This is a genomic window from Pseudomonas sp. 20P_3.2_Bac5 (assembly GCF_025466035.1).
In the GTDB taxonomy this organism is placed as follows: domain Bacteria; phylum Pseudomonadota; class Gammaproteobacteria; order Pseudomonadales; family Pseudomonadaceae; genus Aquipseudomonas.
Map to the genome: position 1 here is coordinate 71,713 of NZ_JANLOA010000057.1, position 21,945 is coordinate 93,657.

The 21,945-nt window shown below is 66.7% G+C and carries 23 protein-coding genes; 15 read left to right on the forward strand and 8 right to left on the reverse strand.

The window, feature by feature from the left end; genetic code table 11:
• Window position 1: 1 nt before the first annotated feature.
• From NTD88_RS09450 to NTD88_RS09485, 8 genes are all read right to left on the reverse strand, one after another.
• The gene (locus NTD88_RS09450; protein WP_095156704.1) at window positions 2–478 is read right to left on the reverse strand and encodes a hypothetical protein; all 477 of its coding nucleotides are present in this window, start codon (window positions 476–478) and stop codon (window positions 2–4) included.
• The gene (locus NTD88_RS09455; RefSeq protein ID WP_262154701.1) at window positions 475–843 is read right to left on the reverse strand and encodes a hypothetical protein; all 369 of its coding nucleotides are present in this window, start codon (window positions 841–843) and stop codon (window positions 475–477) included. Before NTD88_RS09455 ends, NTD88_RS09450 begins: the two co-directional genes overlap by 4 nt.
• Window positions 827–1,387: a DUF4123 domain-containing protein gene (locus tag NTD88_RS09460; protein ID WP_262154702.1), complete on the reverse strand. Its 561-nt coding sequence runs from the start codon at window positions 1,385–1,387 to the stop codon at window positions 827–829. The genes NTD88_RS09455 and NTD88_RS09460 overlap by 17 nt, the downstream gene beginning before the upstream one ends.
• Window positions 1,384–2,223, reverse strand: coding sequence for a hypothetical protein (locus NTD88_RS09465; protein ID WP_262154703.1), 840 nt, complete (start codon window positions 2,221–2,223; stop codon window positions 1,384–1,386). The genes NTD88_RS09460 and NTD88_RS09465 overlap by 4 nt, the downstream gene beginning before the upstream one ends.
• Before the next feature lie 103 nt (window positions 2,224–2,326).
• Complete coding sequence (locus NTD88_RS09470; RefSeq protein ID WP_262154704.1) at window positions 2,327–3,697, reverse strand: APC family permease; 1,371 nt, start codon at window positions 3,695–3,697, stop codon at window positions 2,327–2,329.
• A gap of 124 nt (window positions 3,698–3,821) precedes the next feature.
• The gene (locus NTD88_RS09475) at window positions 3,822–5,204 is read right to left on the reverse strand and encodes an aspartate aminotransferase family protein (protein WP_262154705.1); all 1,383 of its coding nucleotides are present in this window, start codon (window positions 5,202–5,204) and stop codon (window positions 3,822–3,824) included.
• A 38-nt stretch (window positions 5,205–5,242) separates the two neighbouring features.
• Window positions 5,243–6,040: a response regulator transcription factor gene (locus NTD88_RS09480; RefSeq protein WP_175651004.1), complete on the reverse strand. Its 798-nt coding sequence runs from the start codon at window positions 6,038–6,040 to the stop codon at window positions 5,243–5,245.
• A 298-nt stretch (window positions 6,041–6,338) separates the two neighbouring features.
• Window positions 6,339–7,829, reverse strand: coding sequence for an aldehyde dehydrogenase (locus NTD88_RS09485; protein ID WP_262154706.1), 1,491 nt, complete (start codon window positions 7,827–7,829; stop codon window positions 6,339–6,341).
• A gap of 244 nt (window positions 7,830–8,073) precedes the next feature.
• On the opposite strand from NTD88_RS09485, the gene NTD88_RS09490 reads away from it, so the two are divergent.
• From NTD88_RS09490 to hybE, 15 genes are all read left to right on the forward strand, one after another.
• Window positions 8,074–9,540, forward strand: coding sequence for a sigma-54-dependent transcriptional regulator (locus NTD88_RS09490; RefSeq protein WP_262154707.1), 1,467 nt, complete (start codon window positions 8,074–8,076; stop codon window positions 9,538–9,540).
• Window positions 9,537–10,541 (forward strand): HupU protein, encoded by a 1,005-nt coding sequence (locus NTD88_RS09495; protein ID WP_262154708.1) that lies wholly within the window; start codon window positions 9,537–9,539, stop codon window positions 10,539–10,541. The genes NTD88_RS09490 and NTD88_RS09495 overlap by 4 nt, the downstream gene beginning before the upstream one ends.
• Before the next feature lie 12 nt (window positions 10,542–10,553).
• Window positions 10,554–12,011, forward strand: coding sequence for a nickel-dependent hydrogenase large subunit (locus NTD88_RS09500; RefSeq protein WP_095156696.1), 1,458 nt, complete (start codon window positions 10,554–10,556; stop codon window positions 12,009–12,011).
• A gap of 13 nt (window positions 12,012–12,024) precedes the next feature.
• Entirely contained in the window at window positions 12,025–12,474 is a 450-nt protein-coding gene (gene nikR / locus NTD88_RS09505; protein WP_262128584.1) for a nickel-responsive transcriptional regulator NikR, read from the forward strand.
• A 5-nt stretch (window positions 12,475–12,479) separates the two neighbouring features.
• Window positions 12,480–13,814 (forward strand): ATP-binding protein, encoded by a 1,335-nt coding sequence (locus NTD88_RS09510; protein ID WP_262154709.1) that lies wholly within the window; start codon window positions 12,480–12,482, stop codon window positions 13,812–13,814.
• A gap of 176 nt (window positions 13,815–13,990) precedes the next feature.
• Window positions 13,991–15,010, forward strand: a complete 1,020-nt coding sequence (locus NTD88_RS09515) for a HoxN/HupN/NixA family nickel/cobalt transporter (protein ID WP_262154710.1) — start codon at window positions 13,991–13,993, stop codon at window positions 15,008–15,010.
• A 215-nt stretch (window positions 15,011–15,225) separates the two neighbouring features.
• Window positions 15,226–16,314, forward strand: a complete 1,089-nt coding sequence (locus tag NTD88_RS09520) for a hydrogenase small subunit (RefSeq protein ID WP_262154720.1) — start codon at window positions 15,226–15,228, stop codon at window positions 16,312–16,314.
• A 24-nt stretch (window positions 16,315–16,338) separates the two neighbouring features.
• On the forward strand, window positions 16,339–18,195 hold the full coding sequence (locus NTD88_RS09525) for a nickel-dependent hydrogenase large subunit (protein ID WP_262154711.1): 1,857 nt from the start codon (window positions 16,339–16,341) through the stop codon (window positions 18,193–18,195).
• A 59-nt stretch (window positions 18,196–18,254) separates the two neighbouring features.
• On the forward strand, window positions 18,255–18,938 hold the full coding sequence (cybH, locus tag NTD88_RS09530) for a Ni/Fe-hydrogenase, b-type cytochrome subunit (RefSeq protein WP_262154712.1): 684 nt from the start codon (window positions 18,255–18,257) through the stop codon (window positions 18,936–18,938).
• The gene (locus NTD88_RS09535) at window positions 18,935–19,567 is read left to right on the forward strand and encodes a HyaD/HybD family hydrogenase maturation endopeptidase (RefSeq protein ID WP_262154713.1); all 633 of its coding nucleotides are present in this window, start codon (window positions 18,935–18,937) and stop codon (window positions 19,565–19,567) included. The genes cybH and NTD88_RS09535 overlap by 4 nt, the downstream gene beginning before the upstream one ends.
• A gap of 1 nt (window position 19,568) precedes the next feature.
• Window positions 19,569–19,895: a HypC/HybG/HupF family hydrogenase formation chaperone gene (hypC, locus tag NTD88_RS09540; protein WP_262154714.1), complete on the forward strand. Its 327-nt coding sequence runs from the start codon at window positions 19,569–19,571 to the stop codon at window positions 19,893–19,895.
• On the forward strand, window positions 19,892–20,374 hold the full coding sequence (locus NTD88_RS09545; RefSeq protein WP_262154715.1) for a hydrogenase: 483 nt from the start codon (window positions 19,892–19,894) through the stop codon (window positions 20,372–20,374). The genes hypC and NTD88_RS09545 overlap by 4 nt, the downstream gene beginning before the upstream one ends.
• Entirely contained in the window at window positions 20,371–21,252 is an 882-nt protein-coding gene (locus tag NTD88_RS09550) for a hydrogenase expression/formation protein (protein WP_262154716.1), read from the forward strand. The genes NTD88_RS09545 and NTD88_RS09550 overlap by 4 nt, the downstream gene beginning before the upstream one ends.
• The gene (locus NTD88_RS09555) at window positions 21,249–21,473 is read left to right on the forward strand and encodes a rubredoxin (protein WP_095156686.1); all 225 of its coding nucleotides are present in this window, start codon (window positions 21,249–21,251) and stop codon (window positions 21,471–21,473) included. The genes NTD88_RS09550 and NTD88_RS09555 overlap by 4 nt, the downstream gene beginning before the upstream one ends.
• Complete coding sequence (hybE, locus tag NTD88_RS09560) at window positions 21,466–21,942, forward strand: [NiFe]-hydrogenase assembly chaperone HybE (RefSeq protein WP_262154717.1); 477 nt, start codon at window positions 21,466–21,468, stop codon at window positions 21,940–21,942. The genes NTD88_RS09555 and hybE overlap by 8 nt, the downstream gene beginning before the upstream one ends.
• Window positions 21,943–21,945 lie beyond the last annotated feature (3 nt).

Genomic DNA, 21,945 nt, shown 5'->3' on the forward strand with positions numbered 1-21,945 from the left:
CTTACCGCCAGGCGTAAGGGGGGTCCAGGAACGGCGGCCAGCGCTCTTCCTCGATCTCGCCTTCGTCTTCTTCCGCCTCTTCAGCGGCCGGCGGCGTCGCGGTCAGCAGGATGTCGGCGCGCTCCACGACCTGGGTCGATTCGTTGCGTTGCAAGGTGATCTCGATGTTCCAGTCCCCTGCCGGCAGCTCCTTTTCCTCGATGGCGACGAAGCCGGTGCCGTCGAGGGTGCCCTCGGCCAGCAACGACCCTTCCAGCAGCAAGCGATAAGGCGTGTCGGCCAGTGGCGTGTTGTCCTCGTCCATCACCGTCACTTCGATGCACGGTTTCTGGCAAGGCAGGATCGGGTCGCCCAGTTCGGTGGACGACGCCAGCGCCACCACCTCCTTGTCCATGGCGGCATAGGCGGCGACGGGATCGTCGTCGGGCGGCACGATCACCGGTGGCACCACCGCGAAGATCAGCGGTTCGAACTTCATCCCCGCGCCCTCTTCTCCAGCAGCCAGTCGCGCACCTGCGCATCGAGCACATCGAGCCGGTCACCCGGCCGCAGGCGTGTGTCGCCAAGCGTCTCGCGCACCCAGGTATTGGGCGACTCCGCGCCGAGATCGTCGTCCAGGGCCATGGCCACGTTCGCCAGGCGCAGCATGTCTGGCCGGTCGCGCACGCCGCAGTCTTGCGCCAGCGTGTAGACGGCGCGCAAGCGCGTTTCCAGCGCAGCCGGCCCCAGGCGCTCGGCCCGCCGCGGCCAATGCTCGGCCACCCGCGCGGCGGCCTGCCTGAGGAACAGCGCGTCGGCGGACTGGCCCAACTGGCGCAGTTGCTCGCTACTGATTACCAGCATCATCGCCCCCGGTGCTGAACACCTGCCAGTCCTTGCCCTCTTCCAGCTCTACCACCAGGCGCTTCATCGGCCCGAGCAGCGCCTGGTATTGCGCCGCGTCGCAGGAGGGCAGAAACACGCCGAGCACTCGCGGGTCATAGAAGCGGAACATCAGCACGCGGTGGTCCTCGGTGCGCACCCGCAAGAACTTCTTGCAGTGACGGCGCAACTGATCGATCGACACCTGCGCCGGGACCTCGATGAAAATCCCCCAGGCCTTGCCCCAGCCTCGCCGCAGCAGGTCCAGGCTGGCCGGCGAGCCGGGCGTGAGCTTGACCAGCCACGGCGCGGCGGCTTTCAGCCGGGGGATCAACGGGCCGGAGTACAGGCAACTGGATTCAAGTCCGCTGCGTTCGAGCAAAGCCACGATGCCGGGGTCGCGAGCGCCGTCGAGCAGCCAATAGATCTGGTCGTCGGGCGACTCGCTGTCCTCGGGCCAGAGCAGCGCGGGCAAGCGTTCCAGCGCCGACAGTGGCGGGACATTCTCGGTGTTCTCTTCGCTCATGCGTTGCGCTCGCAAATTTCACAGAAAGGGGTGCCGGTAACGGCGGCCTGTTCCAGCGCAGCCGCTTGCGCACCCTGCACGGCGTCGATCGGTTGCGGTGGCGCGGGGGCCTTATTAGTCGCAGCGGCGCGGGATTGCTTCGCCTGCTCGCACACCTCGCAGAAGGGCGTGCCCTCCTCGGCGGCCTGTTCCAATACCGCCGCTTGGGCATCCTGCACGGCCGCGGCCTCTGGCGACGGCACTGGGTCAGCAGCGGCCCGGGCCTGCTCGCACACCTCGCAGAAAGGCGTAGCGTCCTGCGCGCCCTGCTCCAGCATGGCCGCGAGGGTTTCCTGGGCGGCGGCCACTTCAGCCGTCGGCTGCTCGACCACCGCCGCCACCACGGCAGGAGCCGGCGCGGGCGCTGGGGCAGCGGCGGCTTCAACGGGCGGAGGTGGGCTGGCCGGGGCGGCAGCGGCAACAGCGGCGGGTCGCTCGCTGGGGGCGACCACCGCCGGGCTGGCGAAGGTATCGACGCGGGGCCACACGCGCGGCCGGTGGACGTAGACATCAGCGCGCAAACTGCCGAAGCGCAGTTCATTGGCGACCTGCTGCAGCACCTGATCGTCGCTGAGCTGGTGGATCATCAGGGTTTGCCGGGCCAGCACCCGGCGCAATTCGAACAATTGGCCGGTGCCGCGCAGGTGACGTTGCACGAAGGCGTCGGCCTGCCACACGTCGTGCAACTCGACGCGGCGCTGCCAGGCGAGCGCCCCGCTGTCGGGGCGGCTGGTGCTGAATTCAGCCTGTTCGCACAGCTCGATCTGCTCTGCGCCGTCCGCCACCCATAACCGCATGTTCCGTCCCTGGACGTTTGTCGTAGCGAGCCATATACGAAATGGCCAGCCCCGTGTCAATACGCCACTACTTGCGCTGCCCCTCAGCCGGGGTAAACCGCACTCACTCGGCCATCTGCAACTCCGGCAGCTTGACCCGGAACGCCCGGGTCGCCACCAGCAGGCAAATCAACCCCAGGCCCATCCAGATCAGGCCGATGGTGAACGACAGGCTCGACAGGCTGCTCCACAACCACAAGGTGATAAAGAAGCCCGACACCGGCAGCGCGCCGTACAGCAGGCCGTTGCGCAGGCCACGACGTTTCTGGTCGATCAGGTAATGCTTGACCACCGCCAGGTTGACCGCCGAGAACGCGAACAGCGCGCCGAAGCTGATCATGTTGGCGACGGTGTCGAGGGTGATGAACAGCGCCACCAGCGACAACACGCTGACCAGCATGATCGCGCTGGCCGGCACCCGTTTCTTCGACACCAGGCGACCGAACACGCGGGGCAGCGCGCCGTCCCGGCCCATGGCGAACAGCACCCGCGACACGCTGGCCTGGGACACCATCGCCGAGGCGAAGCAGCCCGCGACATAGGTGGCGGTGAAGGCCGAGCCGAGCAGATCACCACCGACCCGGCGCATGACCTCCACCGAGGCCGAGTCGGGATCATTGAAGGTGCTCCACTCCGGGTACACCATCTGCGCGCACCAGGACACCACGACAAACAACACGCCGCCGAGCAGCGTGACCAGCATGATCGCCAGCGGGATGCGGAATTTCGGGTTGGCGGTTTCCTCGGCCATGGTCGATACCGCGTCGAAACCGACGAAAGACACGCAGAGCACCGCCGCGCCGGTCATGACCAGCGGGAAGCTGAAGCCCTCATGATGAAACGGCGCCAGCAACGACACCGGCTCAGCCTGCGCCGACAGGCTTTGCACCGACAAGCCGACGAATACCGCGATGAAAATCAGTTGGGCGACCACCAGCACGCAGTTGACCCGGGTGATGGACTCGATGCCGATCAGGTTGAAGAAGGTCACCAGGGCAATGGAACCGAGCACCCACACCCACGGATGAATCGCCGGGAAGTATTCGGACATGTAGATGCCGATCAGCAGGTAGCTGAGCATCGGCAGGAAAATGTAGTCGAGCAGCAGGGTCCAGCCGGCCATAAAGCCGAAACAGGGCCCGAACGCCTTGCGCGTATAGGTGTAGACCGAGCCCGAAAAAGGATGGGCGCGAACCATGCAGCCGTAGCTGTAGGCGGTGAACAGCATGGCCGCGAGGGTCAACAGGTAGGCGGTGGGCAGGTGCCCCTTGGTCATCTCGGTGACCAGCCCGTAGGTGGTGAACACCGCCAGCGGAACCATGTAGGCGAGGCCGAACAGCACCAGCGCGGTGAAGCCCAGGGACTGGCGAAAACGCCCGGTGTGCGAGGTTGAAGGGTGAGACGGCGTATCGGCCACGTTTGTTGTTGTATTCATTGCAGACTCCTGGAATCGGGATGCAGGACGCCGCGGCAGGCGAAAGGCTTCGCTGCCGTTGTGACTCTTGTTATGGAAGGGCACGCAAGGCGGCCACCCCGGCCGGGGTGGCGCGCCGTTCAACTCAGCGCTTGCCGACGATCCCCGCGGTGCGGTCGACGGCGATGCGGGTCTTGTCGACCAGTTCGTCCAGCTCGGCGCGGGTCGCTACCAGGGCCGGCGCCATGATCATGCGGCCCAGGGTCGAGCGGATGATCAGGCCCTCTTCGAAGCCGAAGGTGCGGCATTGCCAGGCCAGGTCGTTTTCGTTGGCGAAGCGCTTGCGCGTGGCCTTGTCCTCGGCGAACTGCAAGGCCGCGACCAGGCCCGCGCCCTGGACCTCGCCGATCAGCGGATGGTCGACGAACACCTCACGCAGGATCTTCTGCAGGTACGGGCCGGTGTCGTCCTTCACCTGGCGGACGATGCCTTCATCGCGCAACGCCTTGAGGTTGGCCAGCGCCACCGCGGCGGCGACCGGGTGACCGGAATAGGTCAGACCGTGGGCAAACACCCCGCCCTGCTCCACCAACGCATCGGCAATGCGCTTGCCCAGCACCAGGCCGCCCATGGGCACGTAGCCGGAGGTCAGGCCCTTGGCGATCGACAGGGTGTCCGGCTCGAAGCCGAAGTATTCATGGGCGAACCACTCGCCGGTGCGGCCGAAGCCGCCGATCACTTCATCGGCGCACAGCAGCACATCGTACTGGCGGCAAATGCGCTGGATTTCCGGCCAGTAGCTTTCCGGCGGGAAGATCATGCCGCCCGCGCCCTGGAAGGGCTCGGCGATAAAGCCGGCGACGTTCTCCGCGCCCAGTTCGAGAATCTTCTCTTCCAGTTGCAGTGCGCAGCGGCGACCGAACTCGGCCGGGGTCAGCTCGCCGCCCTGGGCGTACCAGTACGGCTCGTCGATGTGCGCCACATCGGGAATCAGCCCGCCCATCTCGTGCATGAATTTCATCCCGCCCAACGCGGTGGCCGCCAGGGTCGAGCCGTGGTAGCCGTTCCAGCGGCCGATCATGACCTTCTTCTGCGGCTTGCCGACCACCTGCCAGTAACGGCGCACGGTACGGATCAGCACCTCGTTCGCTTCGGAACCGGAGTTGGTGTAGATGACGTGGCTGTAGTGCCCCGGCAGCAGGCTGAACAGCAGCTCGGACAGCTCGATCACCGCCGGGTGGGTGGTGTGGAAAAACAGGTTGTAGTACGGCAGTTGGTCCATCTGCGCGGCGGCGGCGGCGGTCAGGTCCTTGCGCCCGTAACCGAGCTGGGTGCACCACAGCCCGGACATGCCGTCCAGGTAGCGGTTGCCATCGTTGTCCCACAGATACAGGCCCTCGCCGCGGACGATCACCCGAGGCCCTTCGGCATTGAGCGCCTTCTGATCCAGAAACGCATGGATATGGTGGGCGGCATCGGCCTTCTGGTAGTCGCGGGTCTGGCGTTGCGGTGCGAAGGGTGCATTCATGGCGTTTTTCTCTCTTGTTGGTAGGCGAGCGGGTGCGTTCAGCGACGCTTGCTCATGTAGCTTTCCAGCGGGTCCTTGCTGAGTACGCCCTGGGCGGCCGCCAGGGAATCGATGAACAGGGAAAACAGCTCCGACTGCGTGCCGATATCGAGCTTGCTGTAGACGTTTTTGCGGTGCGACTTGATGGTGTCTTCCGAGACCGCGAGGCGCTCGGCCAGCGAGCGGGTCGAGTGACCGCGCAGGATCAACTGGGCGATGCGGCACTCGCGCTCGGTGAGGATCGACGAGCCGAAATTGTTCAGCGCCGTGTGGATGCGCTGCTCCAACTGGTTCTCGAAGCGCGTGCCGCGGACGTCGAAGCCGACGAAATGCTTGCCGAGCAAGGCCAGGACCCAGGGCGCGATGCGCTTGAACTGCGCGGTGGTGGCCGCGTCGAGTTTCTCGGTGAAGGCCAGCGACACCGCCAGGCTCAGCCCGGGGGACGGTTGCAGGATGTAGTTCAGTTCGTCCTGCAGGTGCGAGTGGCGGTAGAACGACTGGTAATACTCGCTCAGCTCGAAATGATCGGGGGCAACCTCGGCCAGCTCGAAGCACCCGGACACCGCGTTCTCCACGCAGGCGCCGTAGAACGGGTCGAGCAGGTAGAAACCGGACAGGTAGTGACGCACGTTGCCTTGTGGCAGCCAGGGACCGTCCAGCTCGAACAACGCGCTGGGCATGCCGCCGTGGGGGTAGAGATAGAGCGTGGTGGCCTGGATCGGCTGGATGCAGCCGAGGGTTTCGAACAGCGTCGCGGCGAATCCCGGGTGGCCGATGCTCTCGGTCACCTTGGCCATCTGTTCGAACCATTGCGCAGAAACAAGCTGGTCGTTTTCCACTTCAAAGACTCGCCGAAAGAACGCTGGGGACGGCACCCGCCTGATCGGCGGCGCCGGGGTTGAAAGGATGTTCCCACGAGGTGGGAGGGACCGAAATCACCCGTTGGGGTGAGTTGATGGATGGTGCAGGTATTGTGTTTTGGGGTGGTGCGGAATCGCGAGCAAGCTCGCTCCTACAGTGGTTTGAGCTGCGCCTCCAAACGTCGGCCTGACGCAACGCCCGTAGGAGCGAGCTTGCTCGCGATGGGCCTAGAACTCAGCGCAACTGAAACCAGGTCGTCTTCAACTGCGTGTACTTGTCAAACGAATGCAGCGACAAATCGCGCCCGAACCCGGACTGTTTACCACCACCAAACGGCACGGAAACATCCAGCGCATCCAGGGTATTGACCGACACCGTCCCCGCCTTCAACGCCCGCGCCACGCGGTGGGCGCGGTTCAGGTCGTCGCTCCACACCGACGCTGCCAACCCGTAAATGCTGTCGTTGGCCAGGCGCACCGCCTCCTCCTCGCCGTCGAACGCCTTGATCGCCAGCACCGGCCCGAAAATCTCATCCCGGGCCAGGCTCGAATCGCTGTCAACGTCGGTAAAAATCGTCGGCTGAATGAAGTTGGACGAGCCGTTGATACGCAACTGCTCACCCCCCGCCAACAACCGAGCGCCCTGCCCTTGTGCCTGCTCGATGGCACGCATGATCCGCGCGGTCTGCTCGCTGTCGACAATCGCCCCGGCACCACTCGCAGGATTCAGCGGATCGCCGGGCAGCCAGGCCTTGGCCTTCTCGATCAAGCGCTCGACAAACTCGTCATGAATGGACCGCTGCACATACAACCGCGAGTTGGCCGAACACACCTCACCCTGGTTGAAGAAGATGCCGAACGCCGCTTTCTCCGCCGCCAGATCAAGGTCCTGGCAATCCTCGAACACCAGGTTCGGGCTCTTGCCGCCGCACTCCAGCCACACCTGTTTGAGGTTCGACTGCGCCGCGTACTGCATGAAGTATTTGCCGACCTGGGTCGAGCCGGTAAACACCAGGCAATCCACATCAGGGTGCAGGCCGAGGGCCTTGCCGGCGCTTTCGCCGAGGCCCGGCACGACGTTCAGCACGCCTTCGGGAATCCCGGCTTCCAGCGCCAGTTGCCCCAGGCGCAAGGCGGAGAACGGCGACTGCTCGGCGGGTTTGAGCACCACGCTGTTGCCAGCGGCGAGCGCCGGGGCGAGTTTCCAGGCGGCCATGTCCAGCGGGAAGTTCCACGGCACCACCGCCGCCACCACGCCCAGCGCTTCGCGGGTGATGGTGGCCAGCGCGTTGCGCGCGGTGGGCGCGACCTGGTCGTAAACCTTGTCCAGCGCCTCGCCGTACCAGGCGAACACGTGCGCGGCGCCGGGCACGTCGATGGTGTAGGCGTCCATCACCGGCTTGCCCATGTTCAGCGAGTCGAGCAACGCCAGTTCTTCGCGGTTGGCCAGCAGCAGCTCGGAAAGCCGGAGCAGGATTTTCTTGCGCTCCACCGGCGCCATCCGCGCCCAGGGCCCTTCTTCGAACGCCCGCCGCGCCGAACGCACGGCCAGGTTCACCTCGTCCTCGCCGCACGCCGCGACGCGCGCCAGCAACTGGTTGGTGGCCGGATTGATCGCCTCGAAGGTCGCGCCCGAAGCGCTCGCGACCTGCTGGCCGCCGATCAGCGCCGTGTCGAGGAATGTTTGCCGGGCAGCCCGCTGCTGCCAGTAGTTGAGATCGAGCACACGCTACTCCCTGACCGACCGTGGCACGGTCGGTTGTTATGGTTTCGGCGGATGGTGCGCCAGTCTCGTGGCGAGGAAAAATAGTAAAAATATGCTCGGGCGCAATGAAAAAGCTCGGCAGCGCGACGCCGCTCAAGCACTGGCGGATTCGTCACTTAGTAGTGTTCTCTTCCTACACCTCGCGGCGAATGTCATGATTCGCCCTCAGCCCGCCCCGGCCTTGTGACTCTCGAAAACGGCTTCCATGTCCTCTCACGAAAGCATTGATTCCACCGTCCGCACCATCCTGGTCATCGACGACGAACTGCGCTCCCGCGAATCCCTGTCGCGGGTGCTCGCCGACGAGTTCGACGTGCTGCTCGCCGACTCCGCCGATCAAGCCCGCGAACTGCTCGAACGCCACCCGGTGGCGGTGATCCTCTGCGACCAGCGCATGCCGGGCATGCAGGGCATCGACTTCCTCAAGGAAAGCCGCGAGCGCTGGCCCGAGGTGGTGCGCATCGTGCTCTCCGGCTACACCGACTCCGAAGACATCATCGCCGGGGTCAACGAAGCCGGGATCTACCAGTACCTGCTCAAGCCCTGGCTGCCCGAGCACCTGCTCAACACGGTGCGCAACGCCGTGGAAAGCCGCGCCTTGCACAACCACATGCAGCGCCTCGACGTCGAGCTGCGCGCCGCCACTCCGGTGCTGCGCCGGCGCAACCAGCAGGCGCTGGAAAAAGTCCGCGATGCCTTCGACTTCGCCCGCATCGTGCGCGCCCCCGGCAGCCCGCTGGACGCGCTCTGCGAGTTGGCGGCGCGGGTCGCGCGCTTCGACCTGTCGGTGTTGCTGCTGGGCGAGTCCGGCACCGGCAAGGAACTGCTGGCCCGCGCCATCCACTACGCCAGCCCGCGTGCCGGCAACGCCTTCATCGTCGAAAACTGCGCGGCGCTGCCGGACTCGCTGCTGGAATCGGAGTTGTTCGGGCACAAGCGCGGCGCCTTTACCGGCGCCCATCAGGACCATGTCGGCCTGATCCAGCGCGCCCACGGCGGCACGCTGTTTCTCGACGAGATCGGCGACACCTCGCCGGCCTTCCAGGTCAAGCTGCTGCGGGTGCTGCAGGAAGGCGAGCTGCGCCCGGTCGGCGCCACCACGGCGGTGCGGGTGGACGTGCGGATTATCGCCGCCACCCACCGCGACCTGGAGGCGGACGTGCAGGCCGGGCGTTTTCGCAGCGACCTCTATTACCGCCTCGCCGGGGTATCGCTGGCCTTGCCGCCGCTGCGCGAACGCAGCGGCGACCTGATCCCGATCGCCAGCAAACTGCTCGTCGACGCCAGCAAGGAACTCGACCTGCCCGGCCTGCACTTCGCCGCCGACGCCCTCGGCAGCCTGCTCGGCTACCCCTGGCCGGGCAATATCCGCGAGCTGCGCAACGAGGTTTACCGCGCCGCCGCGCTCTCCGACAGCGCCGAAGTCAGCGCCCGGGCGTTCTCCTGGAAAGTGCTGCAAGGACAAGCCGGTGGCGCGCTGCCCGGTCTTGCCGTCGATGGCCGCCCGGCCGGCACCCTGCAGGAGCAGCTCGACGCCATCGAGGCGACGCTGCTCAAGGAAGCCCTGCTGCGCCATCGCTGGAACAAGACCCACACTGCCCGCGAACTGGGCCTGTCGCGGGTCGGCCTGCGCCAGAAACTGCGCCGCTTCGGCCTGGAGGAATCGCCATGAGTGCCCCGTTCCGCGTGCTCTGGCTGCAATCCGGCGGCTGCGGCGGCTGCAACATGTCGCTGCTGTGCGCCGACACCCAGGACTTCGCCGGCCTCTGGCGCAGCGCCGGGATCGAGTTGCTGTGGCACCCGTCGCTGTCGCTGGAAAGCGGTGACGAAGTGCTGGCGATCCTCGACGACTGCCTCGCCGGCCGCACCCACCTCGACGCGCTGTGCATCGAAGGCTCGCTGCTGCGCGGGCCCAACGGCACCGGGCGGTTCCACCTGCTGGCCGGCACCGGGGTGGCGATGATCGACTGGGTCAGCCGCCTCGCCGCGGTCGCCGACTACACCCTCGGCATCGGCACCTGCGCCGCCTATGGCGGCATCACCGCGGCCGGCCACAACCCCACCGACGCTTGCGGCCTGCAATACGACGGCGACCGCCCCGGTGGCCTGCTCGGCGCCGGCTACCGTTCGCGCAAGGGCTTGCCGGTGATCAACGTCGCCGGCTGCCCGACCCACCCGGGCTGGGTCACCGACACGCTGATGGCGCTGGCCGCCGGGCTGTTCGCCGACAGCGACCTGGACGCCCTCGGCCGCCCGCGTTTCTACGCCGACCAACTGGTCCACCACGGCTGCACGCGCAACGAGTTCTACGAGTACAAGGCCAGCGCGGTGAAGCCCTCGGACCTCGGCTGCATGATGGAAAACCTCGGCTGCAAAGGCACCCAGGCCCACGGCGACTGCAACAACCGCCTGTGGAACGGCGAAGGCTCGTGCACCCGCGGCGGCTACGCCTGCATCAACTGCACGGCGCCGGGTTTCGAGGAGCCGGGCCACGGATTCCACCTCACGCCCAAGCGCGCCGGCATTCCCATCGGCCTGCCCACCGACATGCCCAAGGCCTGGTTCGTCGCCCTCGCCGCGCTGTCCAAGTCGGCCACCCCGGACCGTGTCCGCCAGAACGCCACCGCCGACCATGCGCTGATCGCGCCGGCCATCCGCCCCACGCGGCGCTAGGGAGTTGCCAGCATGACCCGTCTATTGGTCGGCCCGTTCAACCGCGTCGAAGGCGACCTCGAAGTCCAGTTGGACATCGAGGACGGCCAGGTGCGCTCGGCGCAGGTCAACGCCACCATGTACCGTGGCTTCGAACAGATCCTGCGCGACCACCCGCCCCTCGATGCGCTGGTCTACGCGCCACGGGTGTGCGGCATCTGCTCGGTGTCGCAATCGGTGGCCGCGGCCCGCGCCCTCGCCGGCCTGGCCGGGGTCGAGCCGCCGGCCAACGGCCTGATCGCGATCAACCTGATGGCAGCGACGGAAAACCTCGCCGACCACCTCAGCCACTTCTACCTGTTCTTCATGCCCGATTTCGTCCGCCCGCTCTATGCCGAGCGGCCCTGGTACGCCGACGCGGTGGCCCGCTTCACCCCGCACAGCGGCAGCCAGCAGCGCCTGGCCCTGGCGGCGCGCAAGCGCTGGCTGGACCTGATCGGCACCCTCGGCGGCAAGTGGCCGCACACCGGCTCGGTGCATCCCGGTGGCTCGACCCGCGCCATCGATCCGGCCGAGCGCCTGCGCCTGCTGACGCGGGTTCGCGAGTTCCGCCAGTTCCTCGAAAGCGAGCTGTTCGCCGCGCCGCTGGAGCTCATCGCCGGGCTCGCCAGCGAGGAACAGTTGTGGGCTTGGTACGCCGAAGCGCCGGAGCGCGGCGACCTGCGGCATTTTCTCCGCATCGTGCTGGACAGCGGCCTGGAACACCTGGGCCAGGGCCCCGGCTTGTACCTGTCTTACGGCGCCTACCCGCAAGCCGACGGTTCGCTGGCCTTCGACCGCGGCCTGTGGGACGCCCGCCTCGGCCAGTTGCGCCCGCTGCACCTGGACGGCATTCGCGAAGACGCCAGCCACGCCTGGCTCGACGACCGCGGCGGCCCGCTGCACCCGGCGCAAGGAATAACCGAACCGACCCTGGACAAACCCGCCGCCTACACCTGGAACAAAGCCCCGCGCCTGGCCGGTGAAGTACTGGAAACCGGCGCCCTGGCGCGTCAGTTGATCAGCGGCCAGCCGTTGCTGCGCGATGCCGCCGCGCGTTGCGGCGCCAGCGTCTACACCCGCCTGCTGGCGCGCCTGGTGGAACTGGCGCGGGTGGTGCCGATGATGGAAACCTGGCTGTTGGCGCTGCGTCCCGGCGAACCCTATTACACCGCCTGCGAACTGCCCGACAGCGGCAGCGCGGTCGGCCTCACCGAAGCCGCGCGCGGCGCGCTGGGCCATTGGTTGCGGGTCGAACAGGGGCGCATCGCCAGTTACCAGATCATCGCGCCGACCACCTGGAACTTTTCTCCGCGCGATGCCCAGGGTCGTCCCGGCGCCCTGGAGCGCGCGCTGGAAGGCGCGCCGGTGCGGCCCGGCGAAAAAACCCCGGTCGCGGTGCAACACATCGTGCGCTCGTTCGACCCCTGCATGGTCTGTACTGTGCATTGACCCGGAGAACCCCATGCAACGCCTGACCATCTCCCTCGACGACGGCCTCGCCGAAGCGCTCGACCAACTGATCCGCGCCCAGGGCTACGACAACCGTTCCGAAGCCCTGCGCGACATCCTGCGCCGGCACATCGAGGAACAGCGCCTGCGCGAGCAAGCCGAGTCGCTGCAATGCGTGGCCAACCTCAGCTTCGTCTACGACCACCATGCGCGCACCCTCGCCGAACGGGTGATGACCCTGCAACACGACCACCACGACCTGACCATCGCCAGCCAGCATGTCCACCTGGACCACGACCACTGCCTGGAAAGCCTGATGCTCCGCGGCCCGGTGCAACGGGTGCGGGCCTTCGCCGAACGGCTGAGCGCCGAACGCGGCGTGCGCCACGGCCAGCTCAACCTGATTCCGGTGGCGGCGAGCGCCGGTGATCACGCCCACGCGCACCTGCACCCCACGAGCTGAAATCCATGGCCCGCAAACCGCCACCGCCGCCCATCGACGAAGACGCCTGGCTCGAAGTCATCGGCAAAATGGACGAGGTGTACTCGCAACTGGTCCAGGACGAAATCGCCCTGGAGCAGAAAAACGCCGAGCTGGAACAGTCGCAGCAGTTCATTACCGGCCTGCTCGGGGCCATGTCCGACATCCTCCTGGCCTGCGACACCCAGGGTCTGATCGAGCAGTCCAATGCCTCGCTGCGCGAACTGGTCGGCGGCGACGAACAGCAACTGCTGGGCAGCCCGGTGTATGCGCTGCTCGGCGACGACGACAGCACCGCGCACCTGCGCAACGTCCTCGGCGGCCTGCGCCAGGCCAACGCCTGCGCCAACCTCGAAGTGAATTTTCGCGACGCACAAGGCGCGCTGTTGCCGGTGGAGCTGAGTTGCACCGTGCGCAGCGGTCCTCACGGGCGTTGCCTCGGGCATGTGCTGGTGGGCCGGCCGCTGGGCGAGTTGAAACACGCTTACCGGCAACTGCACGAAGCCCACGAAGCGCTCAAGCGCACCCAACAGCAACTGCTGCACGCCGAGAAAATGGCCGCCCTTGGCCGTCTGGTGGCGGGGGTCGCCCACGAGTTGAACAACCCGATCAGCTTCGTCCTGGCCAACGCCCATGTGCTCGGCGGCTACGGCAAGCGCCTGCAGGACTACCTCGGCGCGGTGCACGACGGCGCCCTCGGCGACGAACGCGAAGCCCTGCGCCGGCAACTGCGCATCGACCCGCTGCTGGCCGACCTGCCCTCGCTGATCGACGGCACCCTGGAAGGCGCCCAGCGCACCGCCGATATCGTCAGCGCGCTGAAGCGGTTCTCCGCGATGGACCGTGGGCAATCGGGAGAGATGTCGCTGAACGATGTCATCGAACGCGCCATCCACTGGATCACCCGCGGCACCGCGCCTGACCTGCTCATGCACTGGCAGCCGGGCGAAGACGTGACGGTTCACGGCAACAGCGGGCAACTGCTGCAAGTGCTGATGAACCTCATGCAGAACGCCTACGACGCCGCCCGCAGCGCCGCCAGCGTGCCGCCGCAAATCTGGATCGAACTGGTCCGGGAGCCCGGCTGGGCCAACCTGACCTTGCGCGACAACGGCGCGGGAATCGCCCCCGAGCACCTGAGCCAGGTGTTCGAGCCGTTCTTCACCACCAAACCGGTGGGCCAGGGCACGGGGCTGGGGTTGTCGATCAGCTACGGCATCATCGAGCGCGCGGGCGGCACGCTGGAGGCGGGGAATCATCCGCAGGGGGGTGCGGTGTTCCGGTTGCGGTTGCCGGCGGTGGTTGCGGGGCTTCCGGTTTGAGGGGGCGGGTGCAAATGGGGTTGTCAGTTGGATCGCAAATCGCCAGCCGCTTGCAATCCGCTCCCACAGAATGGCAATTGGCTGACCGTTAGCGATGAGGCCCTAAAACTCATCCCCCTCTCTTGGCACACCCCTTGTATGAAGACTTTGAAATTCTTCATACAACCGGACTGCCCATGCCTCGCCCTTCCTCCATCACCACCCTCTTCACCGGCCTGATCGCCGTCAATCTGCTGGCCTGGTTCTGGGCCTTGGTGGCCTTCCACGATTACCCACTGCTGCTCGGCACCGCCGTACTGGCCTACAGCTTCGGCCTGCGCCACGCGGTGGACGCCGACCATATCGCCGCCATCGACAACGCGACCCGCAAGCTGATCCAGGAAGGCCAGCCCACCGCCAGCGTCGGCCTGTTTTTCTCCCTCGGCCACAGCAGCGTGGTGATCATCGCCTCGGCGCTGATCGCCTTCAGCGCCGCCAGCCTGCAAGACGAACTGGAAGCCTTCCACGGCGTCGGCGCGGTGATCGGCACCTCGGTTTCCGCCGGGTTTCTGTTGCTGGTGGCGTTGATCAACCTGGTCATCCTGCGTTCGGTCTACCGCGCCTTCCGCCGCGTGCGCCAGGGCGAGCGCATCGGTGAGGCCGAGCTGCACGGCATGCTGGCCGGCGGCGGGTTGATCGCGCGGCTGGCACGGCCGTTGTTCCGCCTGGTACGCCGCAGTTGGCACCTTTACCCGCTGGGTTTTCTGTTCGGCCTGGGCTTCGACACCGCCACCGAAATCGGCCTGCTGGGCATCGCCGCCAGCCAGGCGGTGCAGAACCTGCCGGTGCTGTCGATCATGGTGTTTCCGGCACTGTTCACCGCCGGCATGGCGCTGGTCGACAGCGCCGACAGCGTGCTGATGACCGGCGCCTATCGCTGGGCCGAAGTGCGCCCGGCGCGCAAGCTCTACTACAACCTGACCATCACTTCGGCGTCGGTATTGGTGGCGCTGCTGATCGGCAGCATGGAAGCCCTTAACCTGATCGCCGACCAGCTCGGGCTGCAAGGCGCGGCGTGGGATTTCATCGCCCAGGTAAACGAAAACTTCGGCCTGCTCGGCTACTTGATCGTCAGCCTGTTCATCGCCACCTGGGCGCTGTCCTGGGCGTTCTATCGCTACAAGGGTTATGACCGCCTGGACCTGAACCCGGCCTGATCACGACCTTTCCACTTGCGCCCGCCAACTGATCACAGGCCTTCCACCGCGTCTGCGCCCCGCCCGTCCGCCTTCGCCGCGGACCGGGGCGAAACCCCGCAATTCAGGGGTCCGCCAGTCTAGACCAAGGTCGAAAAGGCGCCTGCGACGTAATGGCACAGGTCTTGAAGTAAGCCCTTGGCCACTCGAAAGAAAAAGACCGCCTGGCCGAGGAAATTCAATTGACCGAAACATTTTATGAGGTGATGCGCCGGCAGGGCATCTCGCGGCGCAGCTTCGTCAAGTTCTGCTCGCTGACCGCCACCTCGCTGGGCCTGGGCCCGGCCTTCATGCCGAAAATCGCCTGGGCCATGGAAAACAAGCCGCGCACGCCAGTGCTGTGGCTGCATGGCCTGGAATGCACCTGTTGCTCAGAGTCGTTCATCCGTTCCGCGCACCCGCTGGCCAAGGACGTGGTGCTGTCGATGATCTCGCTGGACTACGACGACACCCTGATGGCCTCGGCCGGGCACCAGGCCGAAGCGATCCTCGAAGAGGTGATGACCAAGTACAAGGGCAACTACATCCTCGCCGTGGAAGGCAACCCGCCGCTGAACCAGGACGGCATGAGTTGCATCATCGGCGGCAAGCCGTTCATCGAGCAGCTCAAGCGCGTGTCCCGCGATGCCAAGGCGATCATTTCCTGGGGCTCCTGCGCCAGTTGGGGCTGCGTCCAGGCGGCCAAGCCGAACCCGACCCAGGCGGTGCCGATCCACAAAGTGATCACCGACAAACCGATCATCAAGGTGCCCGGCTGCCCGCCGATCGCCGAGGTGATGACCGGCGTGATCACTTACATGCTGACCTTCGACCGCATCCCCGAGCTGGACCGCCAGGGCCGGCCGAAGATGTTCTACAGCCAGCGCATCCACGACAAATGCTACCGCCGGCCGCACTTCGACGCCGGTCAGTTCGTCGAGGCCTGGGACGACGACTCGGCGCGCAAGGGTTACTGCTTGTACAAGGTCGGCTGCAAAGGCCCGACCACCTACAACGCCTGTTCCACCGTACGCTGGAACGGCGGCACCAGCTTCCCGATCCAGTCCGGCCACGGCTGCATCGGCTGCTCCGAAGAAGGTTTCTGGGACAAGGGCTCGTTCTACCAGCACCTGAGCGACGTCAATGCCTTCGGCGTCGAGGCCAACGCCGACCAGATCGGCCTGGCCGCCGCCGGCACCGTCGGCGCGGCCATCACCGCCCACGCCGCGGTCACCGCCATCAAGCGCGCCAGCAATGGCAAGGCGCACGCCACCCACGAAGTCTGAATGACGTACGGGAAAACCTGATCCATGAGCAATTACTCCACCCAGGGCTTCGACCTGGACAACAGCGGCCGGCGCATCGTCGTCGACCCGGTGACCCGCATCGAGGGCCACATGCGCGTCGAGGTCAACCTCGACGCCAACAACGTGATCCGCAACGCCGTGTCCACCGGGACCATGTGGCGCGGCCTGGAAGTCATCCTCAAGGGCCGCGACCCGCGTGATGCCTGGGCTTTCGTCGAACGCATCTGCGGCGTCTGCACCGGCTGCCACGCCCTGGCCTCGGTGCGCGCGGTCGAGGACGCGCTGGATATCCGCATCCCGCCCAACGCCCACCTGATCCGCGAAATGATGGCCAAGACCCTGCAGGTCCACGACCACGCGGTGCACTTCTATCACCTGCACGCGCTGGACTGGGTCGATGTGATCTCGGCGCTGAAAGCCGACCCCAAGGCCACCTCGGCGTTGCAACAGATGGTCTCGCCGGCGCACCCGAAATCCTCGCCGGGCTACTTCCGCGATGTGCAGAACCGCCTGAAGAAGTTTGTCGAAAGCGGCCAGCTCGGCCCGTTCATGAACGGCTACTGGGGCAACCCGGCCTACCAGTTGCCGCCTGAAGCCAACCTGATGGCGGTCACCCACTATCTGGAAGCCCTCGACCTGCAGAAGGAGTGGGTGAAGATCCACACCATTTTCGGCGGCAAGAACCCGCACCCGAACTACCTGGTCGGCGGCGTACCCTGCGCGATCAATATCGACGGCGACCTCGCCGCCGGCGCGCCGCTGAACATGGAACGACTGAATTTCGTGCGGGCGCGGATCGACGAAGCGCTGGAGTTCTGCCGCAACGTTTATGTGCCGGACGTGCTGGCCATCGGCACCCTGTACAAGGACAAAGGCTGGCTGCACGGCGGCGGCCTGGCGGCGACCAACGTCATGGACTACGGCACCTACGCCAAGGTCAATTACGACGACCGCACCAACCAGTTGCCCGGCGGCGCCATCCTCAACGGCAACTGGGACGAGATCCTGCCGGTGGACGTGCGCGACCCGGAACAGGTGCAGGAATTTGTCACCCACTCCTGGTACCAATACCCGGACAACGACAAGGGCCTGCACCCCTGGGACGGCATCACCGATCCCCACTACGAGCTGGGCGCGAAAACCAAGGGCACCCGCACCGCCATCGAAGAAGTCGACGAAAGCGCCAAGTATTCGTGGGTCAAGTCGCCGCGCTGGCGCGGCCACGCCATGGAAGTCGGGCCGCTGGCCCGCTATATCCTCGGCTACGCCCATGCGCAGCAAGGCAACCCGCACTGCCAGCGGGTCAAGGAGCAACTGGAAAGTTCGCTGCGGGCGGTCAACCACGACCTGCCCAAGGCGCTCGGCCTGGCCAGCACCAACTACAGCGCCAAGCAATTGCTGCCGAGCACCATCGGCCGCACCCTGACCCGCGCCCTCGAAGCCGAGTACTGCGCGGAGATGATGGTCGATGACTGGAACGAGCTGATGCTCAACATCCGCAATGGCGACCGCGCCACCGCCAACGTCGACAAATGGGACCCGAAAACCTGGCCCGCCGAAGCCAAGGGCGTCGGCAGCGTCGCCGCCCCGCGTGGCGCCCTCGGTCACTGGATCCGCATCAAGGACGGGCGCATCGAAAACTACCAGTGCGTGGTGCCGAGCACCTGGAACGGCAGCCCGCGTGACAGCAAGGGCCAGATCGGCGCCTTCGAAGCGGCGCTGATGAACACCCCGGTGGCGGTCGCCGACCAGCCGGTGGAAATCCTCCGCACGCTGCACTCCTTCGACCCCTGCATGGCCTGCGCCACCCACGTGATGAGCGAGGATGGCGTCGAGCTGAGCACGGTCACCGTGCGTTGAACCCGCCCGCAGCCAGCCGCCGGGCGCCAACGCGCGCCCGGCGCATTCGAGGTGACGACATGTCCGAACCCCACGCCCCCGAGAGCGGGCACAGCGAATACGTCTACGAAGCGCCCGTGCGCCTGTGGCACTGGATCAACGCCGCCTGCATCGTCGTGCTGTCGGTGACCGGCTACTTCATCGGTGTGCCGCCGCCGACCCAGCCCGGCGAGGCCAGCGCCAGCTTTCTGATGGGCTACATCCGCTTCGCCCATTTCGCCGCGGCCTACCTGTTCGCCATTGGCATCCTCGGCCGCGCCTACTGGGCGCTGGTGGGCAACCACCATGCCCGCGAGCTGTTCTGGATACCGATTACGCGCAAAGCCTACTGGCGCGATTTCGCCTGCTGGCTGCGCTACTACCTGTTCATCGGCCCGGTGCCGGAACCGATCTTCGGCCACAACCCGCTGTCGCGTTTCGCCATGGTCTTCGTCTTCCTGCTCACCTCGCTGTTCATGCTGGTGACCGGCTTCGCGCTGTACGGCGAAGGCGCGCAGGTGGGCTCGTGGCAGGAGCAACTGTTCGGCTGGGCGCTGCCGCTGCTGGGCCAGTCGAACAACGTCCACGTCCTGCACCGCCTCGGCATGTGGCTGATGATCCTGTTCATCCTGCTGCACGTGTACGCCGCCGTGCGCGAAGAAATCTGCGGCCGCCTGCACCTGATCGGCGGCATCGTCTCGGGCTACAAGAGCTTCAAGAAATGAGCACATCCACCCCCGCTCCGCGCATCACCGTGCTCGGCATCGGCAACCTGCTGTGGGCCGACGAAGGCTTCGGCGTACGCTGCGTCGAGGCCCTGCAACAACGCTACGAATTCGCCGACAACGTCACCCTGATCGACGGCGGCACCCAGGGCCTGTACCTGATCCAGCACGTGCAGCAGGCCGATTACCTGCTGATCTTCGACGCCGTGGATTACAGCCTGGCGCCGGGCACCCTCAAGCTCGTCGCCGACGACGAGGTGCCGCGCTTCCTCGGTGTGAAGAAGCTCAGCCTGCACCAGACCGGTTTCCAGGAAGTGCTGATGCTCGCCCAGCTCACCGGCCATTACCCCACGCGCGTGCTGCTGATGGGTTGCCAGCCGGAGCGCATGGACGACTACGGCGGCAGCCTGAGGCCCTGCGTCAAGGCGGCGCTGGAGCAGGTCATCGACGCCGCGCTGGAGGTGCTGGCGGACTGGGGCGGCGAACCGCGCCCGCGCACCAGCGCCCTGCCCGACGACGAGGCGGTGACCCTGTTGCACCTGGAGCTGCAGCGTTATGAAAACGAGCGGCCCAGTGAAGCAGTCGCCTGCCGTGTCGGCGACGAACGCATCCTCGCGCGGCGTAACTGAGATGTGCATCGGCCTGCCCATGCACGTGCTCGGCACGCGGCCCGGCGCGGCGCTGTGCGTCGACCGCCACGCCCGCCAGCGCTGGATCGACACCGCACTGGTCGGCGATTGCGCGGCCGGCGACTGGTTGCTGGTGTTTATCGACGCCGCGCGCGAGCGCCTGAGCGCCGATCGCGCCGCCGAGATCGACGCCACCCTGGCGCTGCTCGATGCCGCGCTGCTCGGTGAACCCGTGGGTGCGGACGCCGCGTTCGCCCTGCCCTCGGCCATGAGCGCCGAAGACCTGGCCCGCTTGCTCGGCCAGCCCACTTCCAAGGAATCCTTATGAGCGAATCTGCCGCCTTCCTGGCGCCCCTGCCCGCTACCCCTGAGGTCCCGCCGCTGATCAACCGCCTGGTCGAGCAGTTCGCCGCCGACTGGGTCGACCTCGACAATGTAGAGGCCTGGCTGGCGCAGCCCGGCGACGCTCTGTTGTTGCTTTGCGGCGACCCGGTGCGCCACCCGGAATGCCTCGACGTCGCGGTGATCCTGCCGGAATTATGCAAGACCCTGACCGCCCGCCACGGCTGCCACCTGCGCCTGGGGGTCGGCCGGCGCACCGATGAAGAGGCCCTGGCCGAACGCTTCGCCCTGCGCCGCTGGCCGAGCATCATCTGGCTGCGCGACGGCGGCTACGTGACCCAGATCGACGGCATGCGCGACTGGGACGTGTACCTGCGCATGGCCGAAAGCGCCCTGCAGCAAAGCAACGCACTGATCCCCGTGCGCAGCGACGCGCCCCACCCCGCCCCCGGAGGTTGCCAGTGAACGGTGCCCACCCCATGGACCCGCTGCACTACATTCCACTGATGGACATCGGCCCCGGTTCGCAACCCGAGGACGACGCCCCCCTGGAATACATCAACATGCCCCAGGGCATGTACACCCACAGCCTGCCGCAACTGCCCGAGCCCGAGGCGCTGGACGCCGCGCCCGGCGCCCGCCAGGCCCTCGGCGAAATCCTCGCACGGCTGCAGCGGCGGTGTGCCGGCGACACGCCGGCGATCCTCGACCTGCGCGGCTACAGCGAGGCCGACCGGCGCCTGCTCGACCAGTTGCTCGGCGAAGGCGAAGTCAGCGCGCGCATCGGCGGCGCCGCCGGCGTGCGTATCCAGGAGTCGATCTTCGCCGGTGTGTGGCGGGTGTTCGGCGTGGGCCGCGACCATATCGAAGTGGCGCCAGCCCCTGCGCTGCTCAGCCATGCGGCGCGCATCGACGCCGCCGCCGACGCCCTGACCCCGACGCTGCCATTGCCCGCCGGGGTGATGAACGCGCCAGCGATCCTCACCGAGCTGCAAGACCGCACCGGCAACTGGCAGCCCGGCAGCGCCGCTCATGTGATCAACCTCACGTTGCTGCCGCTGTCGGAACAGGACGTGCCCTTCCTCGACGCCTGCCTCGGCGAAGGCGCGGTGCTGGTGCTGGCCCGCGGCTACGGCAACTGCCGCATCAGCAACACCCGCGTGCCGAACTGCTGGCGGGTGCGCTACTTCAACTCCCAGGACGCGCTGATCCTCGACACCCTCGAAGTCACCGACCTGCCGGAAGTGGTGCTCGCCGCCCCCGAAGACCTGACCGACTCGCTGGAGCGCTTCGCCGACATCATTCAGTGGTTCGAAGACGAATGCGCGGAGGTCGGGGCATGAGCGACTTTTGCGGTTTCGAAGGCAGCTACCTCGGCGACCGCAGCCGCCTGGCCGACGCCACCCGCCTGGAATGCAAGATTTGCTGGTGGATCTACGACCCGGCGCAGGGCGACCCGGTCTGGCAGATCGCCGCGGGCACGCCGTTCTCGCGCCTGCCCGAACACTGGCGCTGCCCCAATTGCGACGGCGACGCCGAGCAGTTCATGGTGCTCGATGACTGAGCCGAACCCGAGAGCCGAAGCACTGGCCCGGCGTTTCCGTGAAATCGCCGACACCCGCATGCGCGGCCTGCCGTTGTTGCACCCGGCGCTGGACGTTGAAGTCGTCGGCTTCGCCTGGCAGCACGTCGGCCCGCAGGCCAGCGCCGGGCTGCTCGGCATCCTCATCACGCCGTGGTGCATGAACCTGATCTGGCTGCCGGACGGCAGCGACGCGCCCGCCGAGGGCGAGGTGCGCGAGTACCTGATCGGTGACGAACGCATGGACTTCATCAGCGTCCACGACGAGGTGTTCGGCGCGTACCAGAGCTGCTCGCTGTTCTCGCCGATGTTCGACTTCGCCGACGCCCGCAGCGCCCGCGAGACCGCCGTGCACGTGCTCTCCGTGTTGCGCCGCCCGCCCGTTGAAGTACCGGCCAACCCGAGCCGGCGTGGCCTGCTGTTCGGCCGCTTGACGGGGGACCGGCCATGACCG